The sequence below is a fragment of the Rathayibacter sp. AY2B9 genome, from assembly GCF_002931595.1.
In the GTDB taxonomy this organism is placed as follows: domain Bacteria; phylum Actinomycetota; class Actinomycetes; order Actinomycetales; family Microbacteriaceae; genus Rathayibacter.
This window is the reverse complement of the sequence record NZ_PSUB01000002.1, coordinates 106,852-120,715: the sequence shown is the minus strand read 5'-3', so window position 1 is coordinate 120,715 and position 13,864 is coordinate 106,852. Positions and strand designations below refer to the sequence as shown.

Sequence of the window (13,864 nt, the reverse complement as noted above, 5' to 3'; positions counted from 1 at the left end):
CCCTCGACTCCGTCGTCCCGCGGCTGGGGCGCATCGTGACCCGGGTCCGGGGCATGACGCGGACCGTGCACGACCTCTACGACGACGAGAACGAGGACACGCTGCCGGCGAAGGCCGCCGCGTGGAAGCCGTTCGGTCCGGAGTACCAGACCGGCTCCTCGCCGGTGCGCTCGTAGGCCGACGCGAGCTCCGCCGACCACTCCTTCTCGAGACCGAAGAGCACGGCCCACGGCAGCAGGCGCTCCGTCACCTCGACCACCTCGACCGGTCCGACCGCGCGCCGGTCCGCCCCGCGGGGCGACTGCAGCATCGCGATCCGGTCGGCCTCGGCCAGGCGGATGTACAGCTCGAGCCCGCGCAGATGGTCGCGCAGCTCCGCGCCCGCGGCCGTCAGCGGCACCCTCGAGACCAGGATCGTCCCGACGACGGCCGCGACGATCGCGACGAGCATCAGCACGAGCGGGAGCGCTCCGCCGAAGGAGCCGGTCATCAGGAGGATCGCGCCCAGGAAGGCGGCCATGACACCCAGCAGCAGCGGGACGATCACGAGCACGCTGCCGCCGATCGTCCCGGCCTTCTTCAGTCCCGCCTCGGTCACCCTGTTGCCCAGCGCAGTCTGGAACTGTCCGACGGCCTTGCCGAACTCCTTGTCCTTGCCCGAGAGCTCACGCACCGTCCCCGGCGCCCGGCCGAGGGCGATGTCGAGGAACTCGCGGTCGTCGGAGGCGAGGGGCCGCGGGCGTCCCGCGCGTCGCGTCGGCGTCGTCGCAGGGTCGAGCACCCGCACGGCGTACTCCTGCTTCCGCCCCTCCCCCGTCTCCTCGATGCGCACGAGACCGCGGACGGCGGCGTCCAGGAGTCCGGCCGCGGGGGCCTTCGACGTCTTCCGCAGCAGCGCGGCGGAGAGGAACAGCCCCTCCGCGGGCGGGTCGTACTCGGCGACGACGGTCGGGCGGCCGGGAGCGTCGCGGAGCACGGTCCGGCGGCGGTGCACGGCGAGCGCGAGGCCGATCAGGACCGCAGCGAGGCCGCCCAGCTGCACCCAGGACCAGCCGGAGGCGAGGTAGCGGTCGTCGCGCGGCGTGAAGGTCCCGGGAGCGAAGCCGATCGCCACGGTCACGTTCTCCCCCGGAGCCAGCGACTCCCCCGATGCCGTGACGACCGCGCCGTCGCGGCCGATCGGACAGGGCGTCGTCGAGCCCTCCGGTCCCCGGTAGCAGCTGACGGTCCCCGTCGCGGCGGAGGCCAGCGACCCGGCGAGCTCGACGCGCACGTCGTAGCGGTCGAAGGACTGGCGCCAGCCCGTGCCGTTGACGTCCCAGTAGAACTCGTCCTCGCCGCTGCGCGTGCCGGATCCAGGCAGGGTCGTGTTGTGCTGCGTGTAGGTGAAGACGTAGGTCTGGCTGCCGCTGACGAACTCGTCCGCCGCGCTGGTGACCAGGAGGAAGCCGTCCTCGCGCTCGGTGTCGACCGGCCGCGCCTCCCCGTCGCCGTCGGTGACGGACACCAGGTCGACGTCGGTCGGGTGCCCCTCGTAGTCGAGCGGGATCGCGCGCTGCATGCCGCGGTTCTGCGACGGCGGGAACTCGGCGACGAAGGTCTCGACAGTGGTCAGCGTCGAGCGGCCCTCCTCGTCGCGGTCGAGACGGAAGTCGGCCGAGTACTCCGAGAACCGGAAGCCGTCCACGTCCGCGCGCACGACACCCGCGACGGGCTGCGGAGCCGCGACAGGGTGCGGAGCCGCCACGGCCTGCGCCGCCGCTCCGCCGACCAGCAGCGGGACCGCGAGGGCGACGGCCGCCGCGCGCCGCGCGACCACCCCCGCCCGGCCGGTCGAGGCGGACAGGATCGTGCCGAGCAGCCCCCACATGCCTGCGATGCTACGCGCCGACGCTCGCCCGGCACGTCCCCCGGGCGGACTACTGGAGCAGGAACTGCGTGGGCGAGCCCGAGGGGATGCCGGAGACCGATACCGACAGGTTGTAGGCGGCGCCGCCCGCCTCGACCGCCTCGCGTCCGCCGGAGCAGGTGTCGGCGGAGGAGCGGGTGCGGTCCCACGTCAGCGCGCTGCCCATCACCGAGCGGCCCGCCTGGAGGAGCACCGGCAGATCGGCCGCGCCGGTCTGGCAGTCCGTGGAGGTCCAGATCTGCTCGGAGCCGCTCGTGATCGTGAAGACCTGCTTGCTCGTGCCCGCGTCGATCACGCAGTCGGTGCTCGAGATGTTGGCCAGCGAGAGCGAGAGCTGCGGATCCTCGCCGGGCGCGTAGCTCGTGGCGTCCGTGACCGCGGTGACGGCGACGGAGTCGGCCGTGCAGGCGGGTGCGGCGCCGGGCGTCGCACCGGGCGAGGTGGTCGGGTAGAGCGTCGGCAGCACGACGGTCGGCGTGGGGCTCGACGCGGCGTCGGAGCCGGTCATCCGCGGGAGCAGCGACAGCACCACCGCCAGGCCCGCGACGATGACGACCAGCGCGAGCAGCACTCCGGCGCGGCGTCGCCGGTAGACCCGGGAGGGCAGGCGGCGGGGCGGCGGAGTCACCGGGACAGGCTACGACGTGGCGGCGGTCAGAGCGTCTTCAGCATGCGGGTGTTGCCGAGCGTGTTCGGCTTCACCCGGGCGAGGTCGAGGAACTCGGCGACTCCCTCGTCGGGAGAGCGGAGCAGCTCGGCGTAGACCTCGGGGTCGACGACCTTCTCGCCGATCGGCTCGAAGCCGTGGCGGGCGAAGAAGTCGACCTCGAAGGTGAGGCAGAACAGGCGCTTCAGGCCGAGCTCGCGCGCGTCGTTCTCGAGGCGCTCCAGGATGTGGTGGCCCACACCCCTCCCGAGCCAGTCCTGCGCGACCGCGAGGGTGCGCACCTCCGCGATGTCGTCCCACATCACATGCAGCGCACCGCAGCCGATCGCCGTCCCGTGGCCGTCCTCGGCGATGCGGAACTCCTGCACGGCGCCGTAGAGCACCACGCGGTCCTTGCCCAGGAGGATGCGCTCGTTCACGAGCGGCTCGCTGAGCTCCTGGATGAAGGGGACATCGCTCGTGCGCGCGCGGCGCACCGGGTACTTCCAATCGGCCATTCGACAAGCCTAGGCCGCACCGGGCGCGGGATCCTGCGAGCAGGCGCCCACCCCCGGACGACGACGTGCCCGCCCCCTCGCGAGAGGGGACGGGCACGGGGTCGTTCGGCAGCCTGCTACGACATCAGGTCGGGCGTCGCCGGGCCGGCCGTGGCTGCTCCGGTGGACGCGCCGGCGCTGATCGAGATCAGACGCGGGGTCGTGGTGAAGACGAACTTGTTGTCGGCGAAGTCCACGTGGATGTGGTCTCCGGCGCCGAGCTCGCCGTGCAGGATCCGCTCGGACAGCTGGTCCTCGATCTCGCGCTGGATCGCGCGGCGCAGGGGGCGCGCACCGAGGGCCGGGTCGAACCCGACCTCGATCAGGCGCTCCTTGGCCGGCTGCGTCAGCTCCACCGTCATGTCACGGTCGAGCAGACGGTCGCCCAGGCGCTTGATGAAGAGGTCGACGATCTGGAGCAGCTCGGGCTTCGACAGCTGCGGGAAGACGATGACGTCGTCCACGCGGTTGAGGAACTCGGGCTTGAAGTGCTTCTTGAGCTCCTCGTTGACCTTGCCGCGCATGCGGTCGTAGCCGGTGGCGTTGTCGCCCTCGATCTGGAACCCGACGGGACCACCGGCGATGTCACGAGCACCGAGGTTGGTGGTCATGATGATGACGGTGTTCTTGAAGTCGACGACACGGCCCTGGCCGTCGGTCAGTCGACCCTCCTCCAGGATCTGGAGGAGCGAGTTGAAGATGTCCGGGTGCGCCTTCTCGATCTCGTCGAAGAGGACCACGCTGAACGGCTTGCGGCGCACCTTCTCGGTGAGCTGGCCGCCCTCCTCGAAGCCGACGAACCCGGGAGGGGCGCCGAACAGCCGCGAGACGGTGTGCTTCTCGCCGTACTCCGACATGTCGAGCGAGATCATCGCGTTCTCGTCGTCGAAGAGGAACTCGGCGAGCGCCTTGGCCAGCTCGGTCTTCCCGACGCCCGTGGGGCCGGCGAAGATGAACGAGCCCGAGGGGCGCTTGGGGTCCTTGAGGCCCGCGCGGGTGCGGCGGATCGTCCGCGAGAGTGCCGCGATGGCCTCCTCCTGGCCGATGACGCGCTGGTGCAGGGCCTTCTCCATGAAGACGAGCCGCGAGGACTCCTCCTCGGTGAGCTTGAAGACCGGGATGCCCGTCGCCTGGGCGAGGACCTCGGCGATCAGGCCCTCGTCGACCACGCCGGTGGCCTTGACGTCGCCCGACTTCCACTGCTTCTCGAGGCGCAGGCGCTCACCGAGCAGCTGCTTCTCCTCGTCGCGGAGCGACGCGGCCTTCTCGAAGTCCTGGTCCTCGATCGCGGCCTCCTTGGCGGAGCGGACCACGGCGATGCGGTCGTCGAAGTCGCGCAGCTCCGGCGGCGCCGAGAGGATCGAGAGGCGCAGGCGTGCGCCGGCCTCGTCGATCAGGTCGATCGCCTTGTCGGGGAGGAAGCGGTCGCTGATGTAGCGGTCGGCCAGGTTGGCCGCCGAGACGATCGCGCCGTCGGTGATGGACACCTTGTGGTGCGCCTCGTAGCGGTCGCGCAGGCCCTTGAGGATGTTGATCGTGTGGGGCAGCGACGGCTCCGCGACCTGGATCGGCTGGAAGCGGCGCTCGAGAGCGGCGTCCTTCTCGAAGTGCTTGCGGTACTCGTCGAGCGTGGTCGCGCCGATGGTCTGCAGCTCGCCGCGGGCGAGCAGCGGCTTGAGGATCGAGGCGGCGTCGATCGCGCCCTCAGCGGCCCCTGCGCCGACGAGGGTGTGGATCTCGTCGATGAAGGTGATGATGTCGCCGCGGGTGCGGATCTCCTTCGTGACCTTCTTGAGGCGCTCCTCGAAGTCACCGCGGTAGCGGGATCCGGCGATGAGCGAGCCGAGGTCGAGCGTGTAGAGCTGCTTGTCCTTCAGCGTCTCGGGCACGTCGCCGCGCACGATCGCCTGGGCGAGGCCCTCGACGACGGCGGTCTTGCCGACGCCGGGCTCGCCGATCAGGACGGGGTTGTTCTTGGAGCGGCGGGAGAGGATCTGCATGACCCGCTCGATCTCCTTCTCGCGCCCGATGACCGGGTCGAGCTTGTTGTCGCGCGCCGCCTGGGTGAGGTTGCGTCCGAACTGGTCGAGGATCTGCGATCCCCCCTGAGGCTGCTGCTGCTCACCGCCCACGGCGACCTGCTCCTTGCCCTGGTAGCCCGAGAGCAGCTGGATGACCTGCTGGCGCACGCGGTTCAGGTCGGCACCGAGCTTGACCAGCACCTGAGCGGCGACGCCCTCGCCCTCGCGGATGAGGCCGAGCAGGATGTGCTCGGTCCCGATGTAGTTGTGGCCGAGCTGCAGCGCTTCGCGCAGGGACAGCTCGAGGACCTTCTTCGCCCGAGGCGTGAAGGGGATGTGGCCGGTCGGCTGCTGCTGCCCCTGGCCGATGATGTCCTGCACCTGCTCGCGCACAGCGTCGAGCGAGATCCCGAGGGACTCGAGCGCCTTCGCGGCCACTCCCTCGCCCTCGTGGATCAGGCCGAGCAGGATGTGCTCCGTGCCGATGTAGTTGTGATTGAGCATCTTGGCCTCTTCCTGGGCCAGGACGACGACGCGCCGCGCGCGATCGGTGAATCTCTCGAACATGCTGTCACTCCCTACAGAACCCGCAGGGGTGGGCTCCGATACGTCGACTGTAACCAGCGCTCCCCCCGGTGAGCAGGCCTGTTCGCCCTGGGCGTGCACGCGATCCGGGAGGGGTGCGGGCGGCGGTCCCGTCCACCGGTCCATGCGAAGGCATACACTTCCCGCATGAGCAACCTGGAGGAGCATCCCGACGAGCTCCCCGTCGCCGCGGAGCCGGTCCCTCGCGAGCCCGGCGCGGTCGAGATCCTGGAGGCACGGCTCGTCCCGCTCGGCGGTCCGCGTGCGATCGAGGTGCGCCGCACCCTCCCCCAGCGCTCGCGCTCGACCATCGGCGCATGGTGCTTCGCCGACCACTACGGCCCGGTGCGGCTCGGCGAGGAGGCCGGGATGGACGTCCCGCCGCACCCGCACACCGGCCTGCAGACCGTGAGCTGGCTCTTCGAGGGCGAGATCGAGCACCGTGACAGCGTCGGCAGCCTCGCCGTGGTGCGCCCGGGCGAGCTCAACCTGATGACGGCCGGACGCGGCATCTCGCACTCGGAGGTCTCGACCGGGGGCGCGCCCGTTCTGCACGGGGTGCAGCTCTGGGTCGCGCTGCCCGAGGAGGCGCGGCTCGTCGATCCGTTCTTCGAGCACCACCGCGGCGTGCCCGTGGAGCTGCCCGGCGCGCTGGTGCGCGTCTTCGTCGGAGGGATGCTGGGCGCGTCGGTGCCCGCGAGCACCTTCACTCCGCTGGTCGCCGCTCAGATCGACCTCGAGCCGGGTGCCCGGGTCGAGCTGCCGGTCGAGGAGTCGTGGGAGTACGGCGTGCTCGTCGACGCCGGCCCGGTGGCGGTCGAGGGCGCGGACGTCCCGCGCTCGGACCTCGCCTACTTGGCGCCCGGCCGCTCGCACCTGATGCTGACCGCCGGGGACGCGGGCGCCCGCGTGGTGCTGCTCGGCGGCGAGCCGTTCGCCGAGGAGCTGGTGATGTGGTGGAACTTCGTCGGCCGCAGCCACGACGACGTGGCGGCCGCCCGCGCGCGCTGGCAGTCCGACGTGATCGCCGGGGCGGATCCCGCGGGACCGTTCGGCACCGTCGACGGGTACGGCGGACGCGCGCTCCCCGCGCCCGTGCTGCCGACCGTGCGCCTGAAGCCGCGCCGCCGGGCCTGAGCCGAGACCGTCAGGCCGAGGCGCTCCGAGGCGGGGCCGCCGACGCGGGAGCGCGGAAGTCGCGATGATCCCGCTCGACCACCGCGACTCCCGCGCTCTCACCGGCGCGTCAGGACGCGTCCGACTCCTTCTTCGCGGCGGCCTTCGCAGCGGCCTCGCGATCGGTGGCCTCGGCCGTCTCGCGGAAGGCGCGGCGCGGATCCTGCAGCGCGCTCATCGGCGAGAGGTCGCGCGGAGTGACGGCGTCGACGAGCCAGCCCGTGATGATCCGCCACTTGCGGTCCAGGGTCGGCATCGCCGCTCCGTGGTAGGCGCGGTGCGCGAGCCAGGCGGGGAGGCCGCGCAGCTTCACGCCCTTGATCAGGCCGGCGCCCTTGCCGATGCCGTACTCGGCGACGGTCCCGACGGAGGCGTGGCGGTACTCCTCCACGGTGCCTCCGGTGAGGTCGGCGATGATGTTGCGCGCCAGGAGCTTGGCCTGCCGGACCGCGTTCTGCGCGTTCGGCGGGTAGTACGCGGGCTGCTTCTCGCTGGTGAGGTCCGGCACCTGCGCGCCGTCGCCGGCCGCCCAGGCGCCGCCCACCGGCTCGCCGTCCTCGCGGATGACCCGCAGGCGCGCATCCGCCATGACGTGGCCCTTCGGCCCGCGGGGCGCGTCGGTCGCGTCGAGGATCGGGTTCGGCTTCACGCCGGCGGTCCACACGATCGTGGCCGTCGGGATGCGCTCGCCCGAGGAGAGCTCCACGACGCCGTCCTCGCAGGAGGGCATCGTCGTCTTCAGGTGCACGTGCACGCCGCGCGAGCGGAGGTGGTCGAGCGTCCACTTCGAGAGCTCGGGACCGACCTCGGGGGCGACCCGGTCCAGCGCCTCGACGAGGTGCCAGGTGACGTCGCCCATCGAGAGGGAGGGCTGTGCGGCGAGAGTCTTGCGGCTGAGGTCGAGCAACTCGCTCAGCGCCTCGACGCCGGTGTAGCCGCCGCCGACGAAGACGAAGGTGAGCAGGCGCCGGCGCTCGGCGGGATCGGTGGTGAGCGCCGCCTTCGCGATGTTCTCGATGACGCGGTCGCGCAGGTGCGCCGCCTCCTCCACCGTCTTGAAGCCGATGCCGTGCTCGGCGAGGCCCGGCGTGGGGAAGGTGCGGGTGACGGCTCCGAGCGCGAAGACGACCTGGTCGAACTCGATCGTGCGGGTGGAGCCGTCCATCGCGGCGACGGTGGCGCTGCGCTCGGCGAGGCTCACGCCGGTGATCGCGCCGCGGATCACGCGGGTGCGCTTGAGCGCGGAGACCAGCGGCACCGTGACGTGGCGCGGCTGGACGTGCCCGCCGGCGACCTCGGGCAGCAGCGGCTGGTAGGTCATGTAGGGGTTCGGCTCGACGACGGTGACGTCGATCGGCGCGTCCCCCCGCCTCTTCTCGAGGCCCCAGGCCGTGTACAGGCCGACGTAGCCGCCGCCGAGGATGAGGATGCGCGTCGTACGGGATGCCGTCATGTCCGTTCCCTTCTCGAACCCGGCGCCGGGCAGGCGGAACCGGATGGTGCTGAGGACGCTCCGACGCTACGCGGGGCGCGGCGGCCCGCACAGGGACTTGCGCGACGAGTCGGGGCCGCGCATCCTCCGCCGTCGGGCGGTGGCGCGGATCGCTACTGCAGTGCCGAAGTGAGCCGCGCCAGGTTGTCGAGCAGGGTCGAGCGGAGCGGCTGCTGCCGCCACTCGCGGAGGGTCAGCTCGCGGGAGTGCTCGCGGTAGTCCTGCTGCACCTGGCGCAGGTCCTCGACGAACTCCGAGCCGCGCACCATCAGCGAGACCTCGAGGTTGAGCGTGAAGGAGCGCATGTCCATGTTGCTCGAGCCGATCACGGCGACGTCGTCGTCGATCGTGAAGTGCTTCGCGTGCAGGATGGTCGGCTTGCGGTACATCCAGATGCGCACGCCCGCGGTCAGCAGCGTCTCGTAGTACGAGCGCTGGGCGTGGTAGACCACGGCCTGGTCGCCGATCTCGGAGACGAAGAGCTCCACGTGCACGCCCCGCCGGGTCGCCGTCGTGATCGCGTAGAGCATCGCCTCGTCGGGCACGAAGTACGGGCTGGTGATGATGATCGACTTCTGCGCCGAGTAGAGCAGCGTCAGGAACAGCCGCAAGTTGTTCTCGCCCTCGAACCCCGGGCCGCTCGGCACCACCTGGCAGTCGATCGTGTCGCGCTGCTGCAGCGCCTCCATCGGCTCCGACTCCCGCAGGAGCAGCTCGTCGGTCTCGCTGTACCAGTCGGTGATGAAGATGGCGTTGATGCCCTGCACCACCGGCCCCTCGAGGCGCACCATCAGGTCGTGCCAGTGCAGGCCGCGACGGATGTTGCCGCGCTTGTTGTAGCTGGAGTCGACGACGTTCTGCGAGCCCATGAAGGCCGCGTTGCCGTCGACGATCAGCAGCTTGCGGTGGTTGCGCAGGTCCGGCCGCTGGTACTGGCCGCGCCACGGCCGCACAGGGAGCATGTACGACCACGAGGCGCCCGCCCGCTCGAGGGCACGCAGCCGGCGATGGGTGCCGCTGTAGTAGCCGGGCACGCGGATCGACGCGATGTGGTCGAGGAGGATCCGCACCCGCACCCCGCGCGCCACCGCGCGGTCGAGCGCGTCGAAGAAGGGCGCGGTGGTCGAGTCGGCGGCGAGGATGTAGAACTCGCAGTGCACGTACCGGCGGGCGCGGTCGATCTCGGCGGCCATCGCGCGGATGGTCTGCTCGTAGTCGCCCTGGAGGCGCGCGTCGTTCCCGCCGACCAGCGGCATCGCGCCGAGGTTGCGGTTGAGGGTGACCACCGACTCCAGCCACTGCGGCCACGGGTGCTCCCGGGCGACGCGGTCGATGCCGTCGGTCGACTCCAGGATGAACCGGTTGATCTCCTGCTGCTTCCGGCGGCGCTTGCGCGGCAGCCGGTAGCTCCCGATGAAGAGGAACAGCAGGATGCCGACGTACGGGATGAGGAAGATCGCCATCAGCCAGGCGAGGCCGGTGGTCGGACGGCGGTTCCGCGGCACGACGATGACGGCGATCACGCGGACCACGAGCTCGACGACGACAGCCGCGATCGGGAGGATCACGGCCCAGTCGGGTGCGGGCACCGCGCCTCCTCGTTCGTCGTGCGGAGCCGCTCAGCGGGCGCGGGAGGCACCCGCGCGGCGGCGGTGGTCAGGAGGCGTCGCGGGGAGGCAGGCCGCGGCGCTCGCGCTCGCGGGCCTCGATGCGGTCGTACGCTCGGCGCTCGTTGCGGTCCGAGCGGATGAGGGCGCGCATCACGAACCAGAAGATGGCTCCGACCGTGATCGTCGGCACGAGGGCCCACAGCCCCTGGTTCCACAGCTCCCAGTCCATGCGGCGATCCTACCCGCGGCACCGGCGCGGGAGCCGTGAGCCCGGAGGCCCGTGCGCCCAGCGGCCTTCGCGGGCGCTGGGCGCTACTGGCTCTCGACCGACTTGTTCAGCGCCGCGGCATCGGAGTTGAGGCCTTCCAGCTCCGAGCGCAGGCCGTCGTACACGGCGATGTCCGCGTCGATGGCGGCGCGGGTGGCGTCGACGGCCTGGCTGCGAGCGAGCAGATCGGCGCGCTCCGTCTCGAACTCGGCCGTCGATCCGAAGTCGCCGCTGTCGGCGCGCGAGTTGAAGTCGTCGATCTCGACGTTGAGCGCGTCGTACTCGGCGTTGTTCGCATCGATCCGCGCCGTGAGGTCGGCGTACATCGTCTCGATCCGGGAGACCAGGTCCTCGATGCGGTTCTCGAGATCGGTGAAGACCGCCTCGTAGCGGGCGTTCAGGCCCACGACGACCGAGCGGTCGTCGAAGAACTCGGCGTAGTGCGCCTCGAGCGCCGGTGGCAGGTCGGCCACCTCGGTCCCCAGGATCGAGTGCAGCTCGTTGACGCGCTCGCCGAGGCCGCCGGTGCGGTACAGCTCGAGGCGCTCGGCGATCGTGCCGTCCTGCGGGAGGGTCTCGTACGCGGCCTCGAGCTCGTCGCCGAGCTCGGCCTGCTCCTCCGCGTCGAGCCGCACCCAGGCGGCGTGCAGCATCTCGTGGGCCGCCGTGACGTCGCGGATCCCGTCGAGGTCGGGATTGGCGACGTCCGAGATGTAGATGCTGGTGCCGGTGTAGCAGCCGAGGACGATGTCGTCGGAGGCGCCGTAGCCGCAGAGGTCGTTGAAGCCGGCGGTCGGCTCGACCGACGGGCTCGACGCGTAGTAGAGGGCGCGGCCGCGGTCCGACATGGCGGTCCGCTCCGCGAAGCCGGCGATCGTGGGGTCGGGCGTGAACGCCTCGGCCGCCCGCCGGTCGGCCAGCGCGGTGCCGACGTCGCCGGAGGAGGTGAGGACGCTCGCGGCGACCGCGGTCCCCACTCCGAACTGCGCGATCGTGAGGACGCCCGCCGCGACGGCCGCGACGATGCTCGATGCCCTGACCATGTCTCCCCCTCGGCTCCTGCGACCCTACTTGACGAGCGGGAAGAGGATCGTCTCGCGGATCCCGAGGCCGGTGATCGCCATCAGGAGGCGGTCGATGCCCATGCCCATGCCGCCGGTGGGGGGCATGCCGTGCTCGAGGGCGCGGAGGAAGTCCTCGTCCAGGCGCATCGCCTCGTCGTCGCCGGCGGCGGCCTGGCGGGCCTGCTCGACGAAGCGCTCGCGCTGCACGACCGGGTCGATCAGCTCGGAGTAGCCGGTGGCCAGCTCGAAGCCGCGGACGTAGAGGTCCCACTTCTCGACGACGCCCGGGATGCTGCGGTGCGCGCGCACGAGCGGCGAGGTGTCGACGGGGAAGTCCATCACGAAGGTCGGACGCGTCAGGCCGCCCTTCACGAAGTGCTCCCACAGCTCCTCGACGTACTTGCCGTGCGTGGGGACGTGCACCTCGACGCCCTCGCGCGCGGCGAGGGTCTCGAGCTCGGCGAGCTCCGTCTCCGGCGTGATCGCGATGCCGGCCGCGAGCGACAGGCTCTCGTACATCGAGATGCGGTCCCACCGGCCGCCGAGGTCGAACTCGGTGCCGTCGGCCCAGGTGACCACGTGCGAGCCCGCGACGGCCTGCGCCGCGTTCTGGATCAGCTCCTGGGTGAGGTCGGCGATCGAGTTGTAGTCGCCGTACGCCTGGTAGGCCTCGAGCATCGCGAACTCGGGCGAGTGGGTGGAGTCGGCGCCCTCGTTGCGGAAGTTGCGGTTGATCTCGAAGACCCGGTCGATGCCGCCGACGACCGCCCGCTTGAGGTAGAGCTCGGGCGCGATGCGCAGGTACAGCTCGGTGTCGAACGCGTTCGAGTGCGTGGCGAAGGGGCGGGCGGAGGCGCCGCCGTGCATCACCTGCAGCATCGGGGTCTCGACCTCGAGGAACTCGCGCGAGGCGAAGGTGTCGCGGAGGGAGGCGTTCACGCGGGCGCGGGTGACGACCGTCTCGCGGGCCTGGGGGCGCACGATCAGGTCGAGGTAGCGCTGGCGCATCCGGGTCTCGTCGCCGAGCTCGTTGTGCAGGTTCGGCAGCGGCAGGATCGCCTTCGCGGCGATCGTCCACTCCGACACCCACACGCTCAGCTCGCCGCGCTTGCTCGAGACGACCTCGCCCTCGACGAAGAGGTGGTCGCCCAGGTCGACGAGCTCCTTCCACGCCGCGAGCGACTCCTCGCCCACGTCGCCGAGCGAGACCATGGCCTGGATCCGCTCGCCGTCGCCGGCCTGCAGGGTCGCGAAGCAGAGCTTGCCCGTGTTGCGCTGGAACACCACGCGGCCCGCGAGGCCGACGCGCTCGCCGGTCTTCACGTCCGGCTCGATGCCCTCGTGGCGCGCCCGGACGGCCGCGATGGTGTCGGTGACTCCGACCGCGACGGGGTAGGCGCCGGCGCCGAGGTCGTCGCCCGCGAGCTCGAGCAGGCGCTCGCGCTTGGCGAGGCGGACGGCCTTCTGCTCGGAGGCCTCCTGCTGCGCGGCCCGCTCGGCGGCGGCCTGCTCGGAGTCGGCCTGCTCGGAGGCGGCCTGCTCGGAGGCGGGGGTCGTGGACTCGGGGACGTCGGGGGTGTCGGCCATGAGGGGTCGCGGTGCTTTCGGTTCGGGGCGGACGGCCGCGATCAGGCGAGCAGGATCGGGGCGTTGTCGAGGAGGCGGGTGGTGCCGACGATCGCGGCGACGAGAACGAGTGCCGGGCCGCGGTGGTCGGCGTCGACCGGGAGGAGCGTCGCGGGATCCACGACGACGAGATAGTCCAGCTTAACGAGCGGCTCGGCGTGCGCGACGGCCTCGGCGGCCTCGATCGCCGCGGCGGCACCGCGGTCCGCGGCTTCCGCGGCGGCCGCGAGGAGGCGCGGCAGCACGAGGCCCGCGCGGCGCTGCTCCTCGTCGAGGTAGCGGTTGCGGCTGGAGCGGGCGAGCCCGTCCTCCTCCCGCACGATGCCGACGCCCTCGATCTCCACGGGCAGGTCGAGGTCGCGGACCATGCGGCGCACGAGGAACAGCTGCTGCGCGTCCTTCTGCCCGAAGACCGCGACGTCCGGCTGGGCGATGCTCAGGAGCTTGGCGACGACGGTGAGCATCCCGTCGAAGTGGCCCGGCCGCGCGCGCCCCTCGTAGAGGCCGCCGACCTCCCCCGCGACGACCCTCGTGGAGGACGGCCCGTCGGGGTACATCTCGGCGACTCCCGGAGCGAAGAGGAGGTCGGCCCCGGCCGCGTCGAGCAGGGCGGTGTCGCCCTCGAGGTCGCGCGGGTAGCGGTCCAGGTCCTCGGTCGGACCGAACTGCAGCGGATTCACGAACACCGACACGACGACGACGTCGGCCAGCTCGCGCGCCCGCTCGACGAGGGCGAGGTGCCCGGCGTGCAGGGCGCCCATCGTCGGCACGAGCGCGATGCGCCGACCGGCCCGCCGCGCCTCCTGCAGCCGCTCGCGGAGGTCGCCGATGCGGTGGACGGTGCTGATCACCCGACGATGCTACCGGCGGTCCCACGGCCGCCCGGGCCCTCGGCACCGGGACGCCGTGC

General features: G+C 71.7%; 11 protein-coding genes. 1 reads left to right on the top strand and 10 read right to left on the bottom strand.

Annotated features, from left to right (window positions below):
- Window positions 1–76: 76 nt before the first annotated feature.
- The 4 genes from C5C25_RS03205 to C5C25_RS03190 form a co-directional block, all read right to left on the bottom strand.
- Window positions 77–1,870, bottom strand: coding sequence for a DUF2207 domain-containing protein (locus C5C25_RS03205; RefSeq protein WP_104249711.1), 1,794 nt, complete (start codon window positions 1,868–1,870; stop codon window positions 77–79).
- A 49-nt stretch (window positions 1,871–1,919) separates the two neighbouring features.
- Window positions 1,920–2,537 (bottom strand): hypothetical protein, encoded by a 618-nt coding sequence (locus tag C5C25_RS03200; RefSeq protein WP_104249710.1) that lies wholly within the window; start codon window positions 2,535–2,537, stop codon window positions 1,920–1,922.
- Window positions 2,538–2,563: 26 nt separating this feature from the next.
- A complete protein-coding gene (locus C5C25_RS03195) occupies window positions 2,564–3,073 on the bottom strand; it encodes an amino-acid N-acetyltransferase (RefSeq protein ID WP_104224089.1) in 510 nt (169 codons plus the stop codon).
- Between the two features lie 116 nt (window positions 3,074–3,189).
- Window positions 3,190–5,700: an ATP-dependent Clp protease ATP-binding subunit gene (locus C5C25_RS03190; protein ID WP_104224090.1), complete on the bottom strand. Its 2,511-nt coding sequence runs from the start codon at window positions 5,698–5,700 to the stop codon at window positions 3,190–3,192.
- 165 nt (window positions 5,701–5,865) lie between these two features.
- On the opposite strand from C5C25_RS03190, the gene C5C25_RS03185 reads away from it, so the two are divergent.
- Window positions 5,866–6,855, top strand: a complete 990-nt coding sequence (locus tag C5C25_RS03185) for a pirin family protein (RefSeq protein ID WP_104249709.1) — start codon at window positions 5,866–5,868, stop codon at window positions 6,853–6,855.
- A 109-nt stretch (window positions 6,856–6,964) separates the two neighbouring features.
- On the opposite strand, the gene C5C25_RS03180 is transcribed toward C5C25_RS03185, so the two are convergent.
- From C5C25_RS03180 to panC, 6 genes are all read right to left on the bottom strand, one after another.
- Complete coding sequence (locus C5C25_RS03180; RefSeq protein ID WP_104249708.1) at window positions 6,965–8,347, bottom strand: NAD(P)/FAD-dependent oxidoreductase; 1,383 nt, start codon at window positions 8,345–8,347, stop codon at window positions 6,965–6,967.
- A gap of 152 nt (window positions 8,348–8,499) precedes the next feature.
- Window positions 8,500–9,975, bottom strand: coding sequence for a cardiolipin synthase (cls, locus tag C5C25_RS03175; RefSeq protein WP_104224093.1), 1,476 nt, complete (start codon window positions 9,973–9,975; stop codon window positions 8,500–8,502).
- Window positions 9,976–10,042: 67 nt separating this feature from the next.
- Window positions 10,043–10,225 carry a hypothetical protein gene (locus C5C25_RS03170; protein ID WP_104224094.1) on the bottom strand — a complete coding sequence of 61 codons (183 nt, stop codon included), beginning with the start codon at window positions 10,223–10,225 and terminating at the stop codon, window positions 10,043–10,045.
- An 83-nt stretch (window positions 10,226–10,308) separates the two neighbouring features.
- Window positions 10,309–11,307, bottom strand: coding sequence for a hypothetical protein (locus C5C25_RS03165; protein WP_104249707.1), 999 nt, complete (start codon window positions 11,305–11,307; stop codon window positions 10,309–10,311).
- A 24-nt stretch (window positions 11,308–11,331) separates the two neighbouring features.
- Window positions 11,332–12,915 (bottom strand): lysine--tRNA ligase, encoded by a 1,584-nt coding sequence (gene lysS / locus C5C25_RS03160; protein ID WP_104249706.1) that lies wholly within the window; start codon window positions 12,913–12,915, stop codon window positions 11,332–11,334.
- 41 nt (window positions 12,916–12,956) lie between these two features.
- Entirely contained in the window at window positions 12,957–13,805 is an 849-nt protein-coding gene (gene panC, locus C5C25_RS03155; protein WP_104249705.1) for a pantoate--beta-alanine ligase, read from the bottom strand.
- Between the last annotated feature and the right edge of the window lie 59 nt (window positions 13,806–13,864).

Excerpts from the sequence above, each read along its gene's own strand:
- C5C25_RS03195 (WP_104224089.1), bottom strand. The coding sequence starts at position 3,073 with ATGGCCGATTGGAAGTACCCGGTGCGCCGCGCGCGCACGAGCGATGTC.
- C5C25_RS03170 (WP_104224094.1), bottom strand. The coding sequence starts at position 10,225 with ATGGACTGGGAGCTGTGGAACCAGGGGCTGTGGGCCCTCGTGCCGACG.
- C5C25_RS03185 (WP_104249709.1), top strand. The coding sequence starts at position 5,866 with ATGAGCAACCTGGAGGAGCATCCCGACGAGCTCCCCGTCGCCGCGGAG.
- lysS (WP_104249706.1), bottom strand. The coding sequence starts at position 12,915 with ATGGCCGACACCCCCGACGTCCCCGAGTCCACGACCCCCGCCTCCGAG.
- C5C25_RS03205 (WP_104249711.1), bottom strand. The coding sequence starts at position 1,870 with ATGTGGGGGCTGCTCGGCACGATCCTGTCCGCCTCGACCGGCCGGGCG.
- C5C25_RS03165 (WP_104249707.1), bottom strand. The coding sequence starts at position 11,307 with ATGGTCAGGGCATCGAGCATCGTCGCGGCCGTCGCGGCGGGCGTCCTC.
- C5C25_RS03180 (WP_104249708.1), bottom strand. The coding sequence starts at position 8,347 with ATGACGGCATCCCGTACGACGCGCATCCTCATCCTCGGCGGCGGCTAC.
- C5C25_RS03190 (WP_104224090.1), bottom strand. The coding sequence starts at position 5,700 with ATGTTCGAGAGATTCACCGATCGCGCGCGGCGCGTCGTCGTCCTGGCC.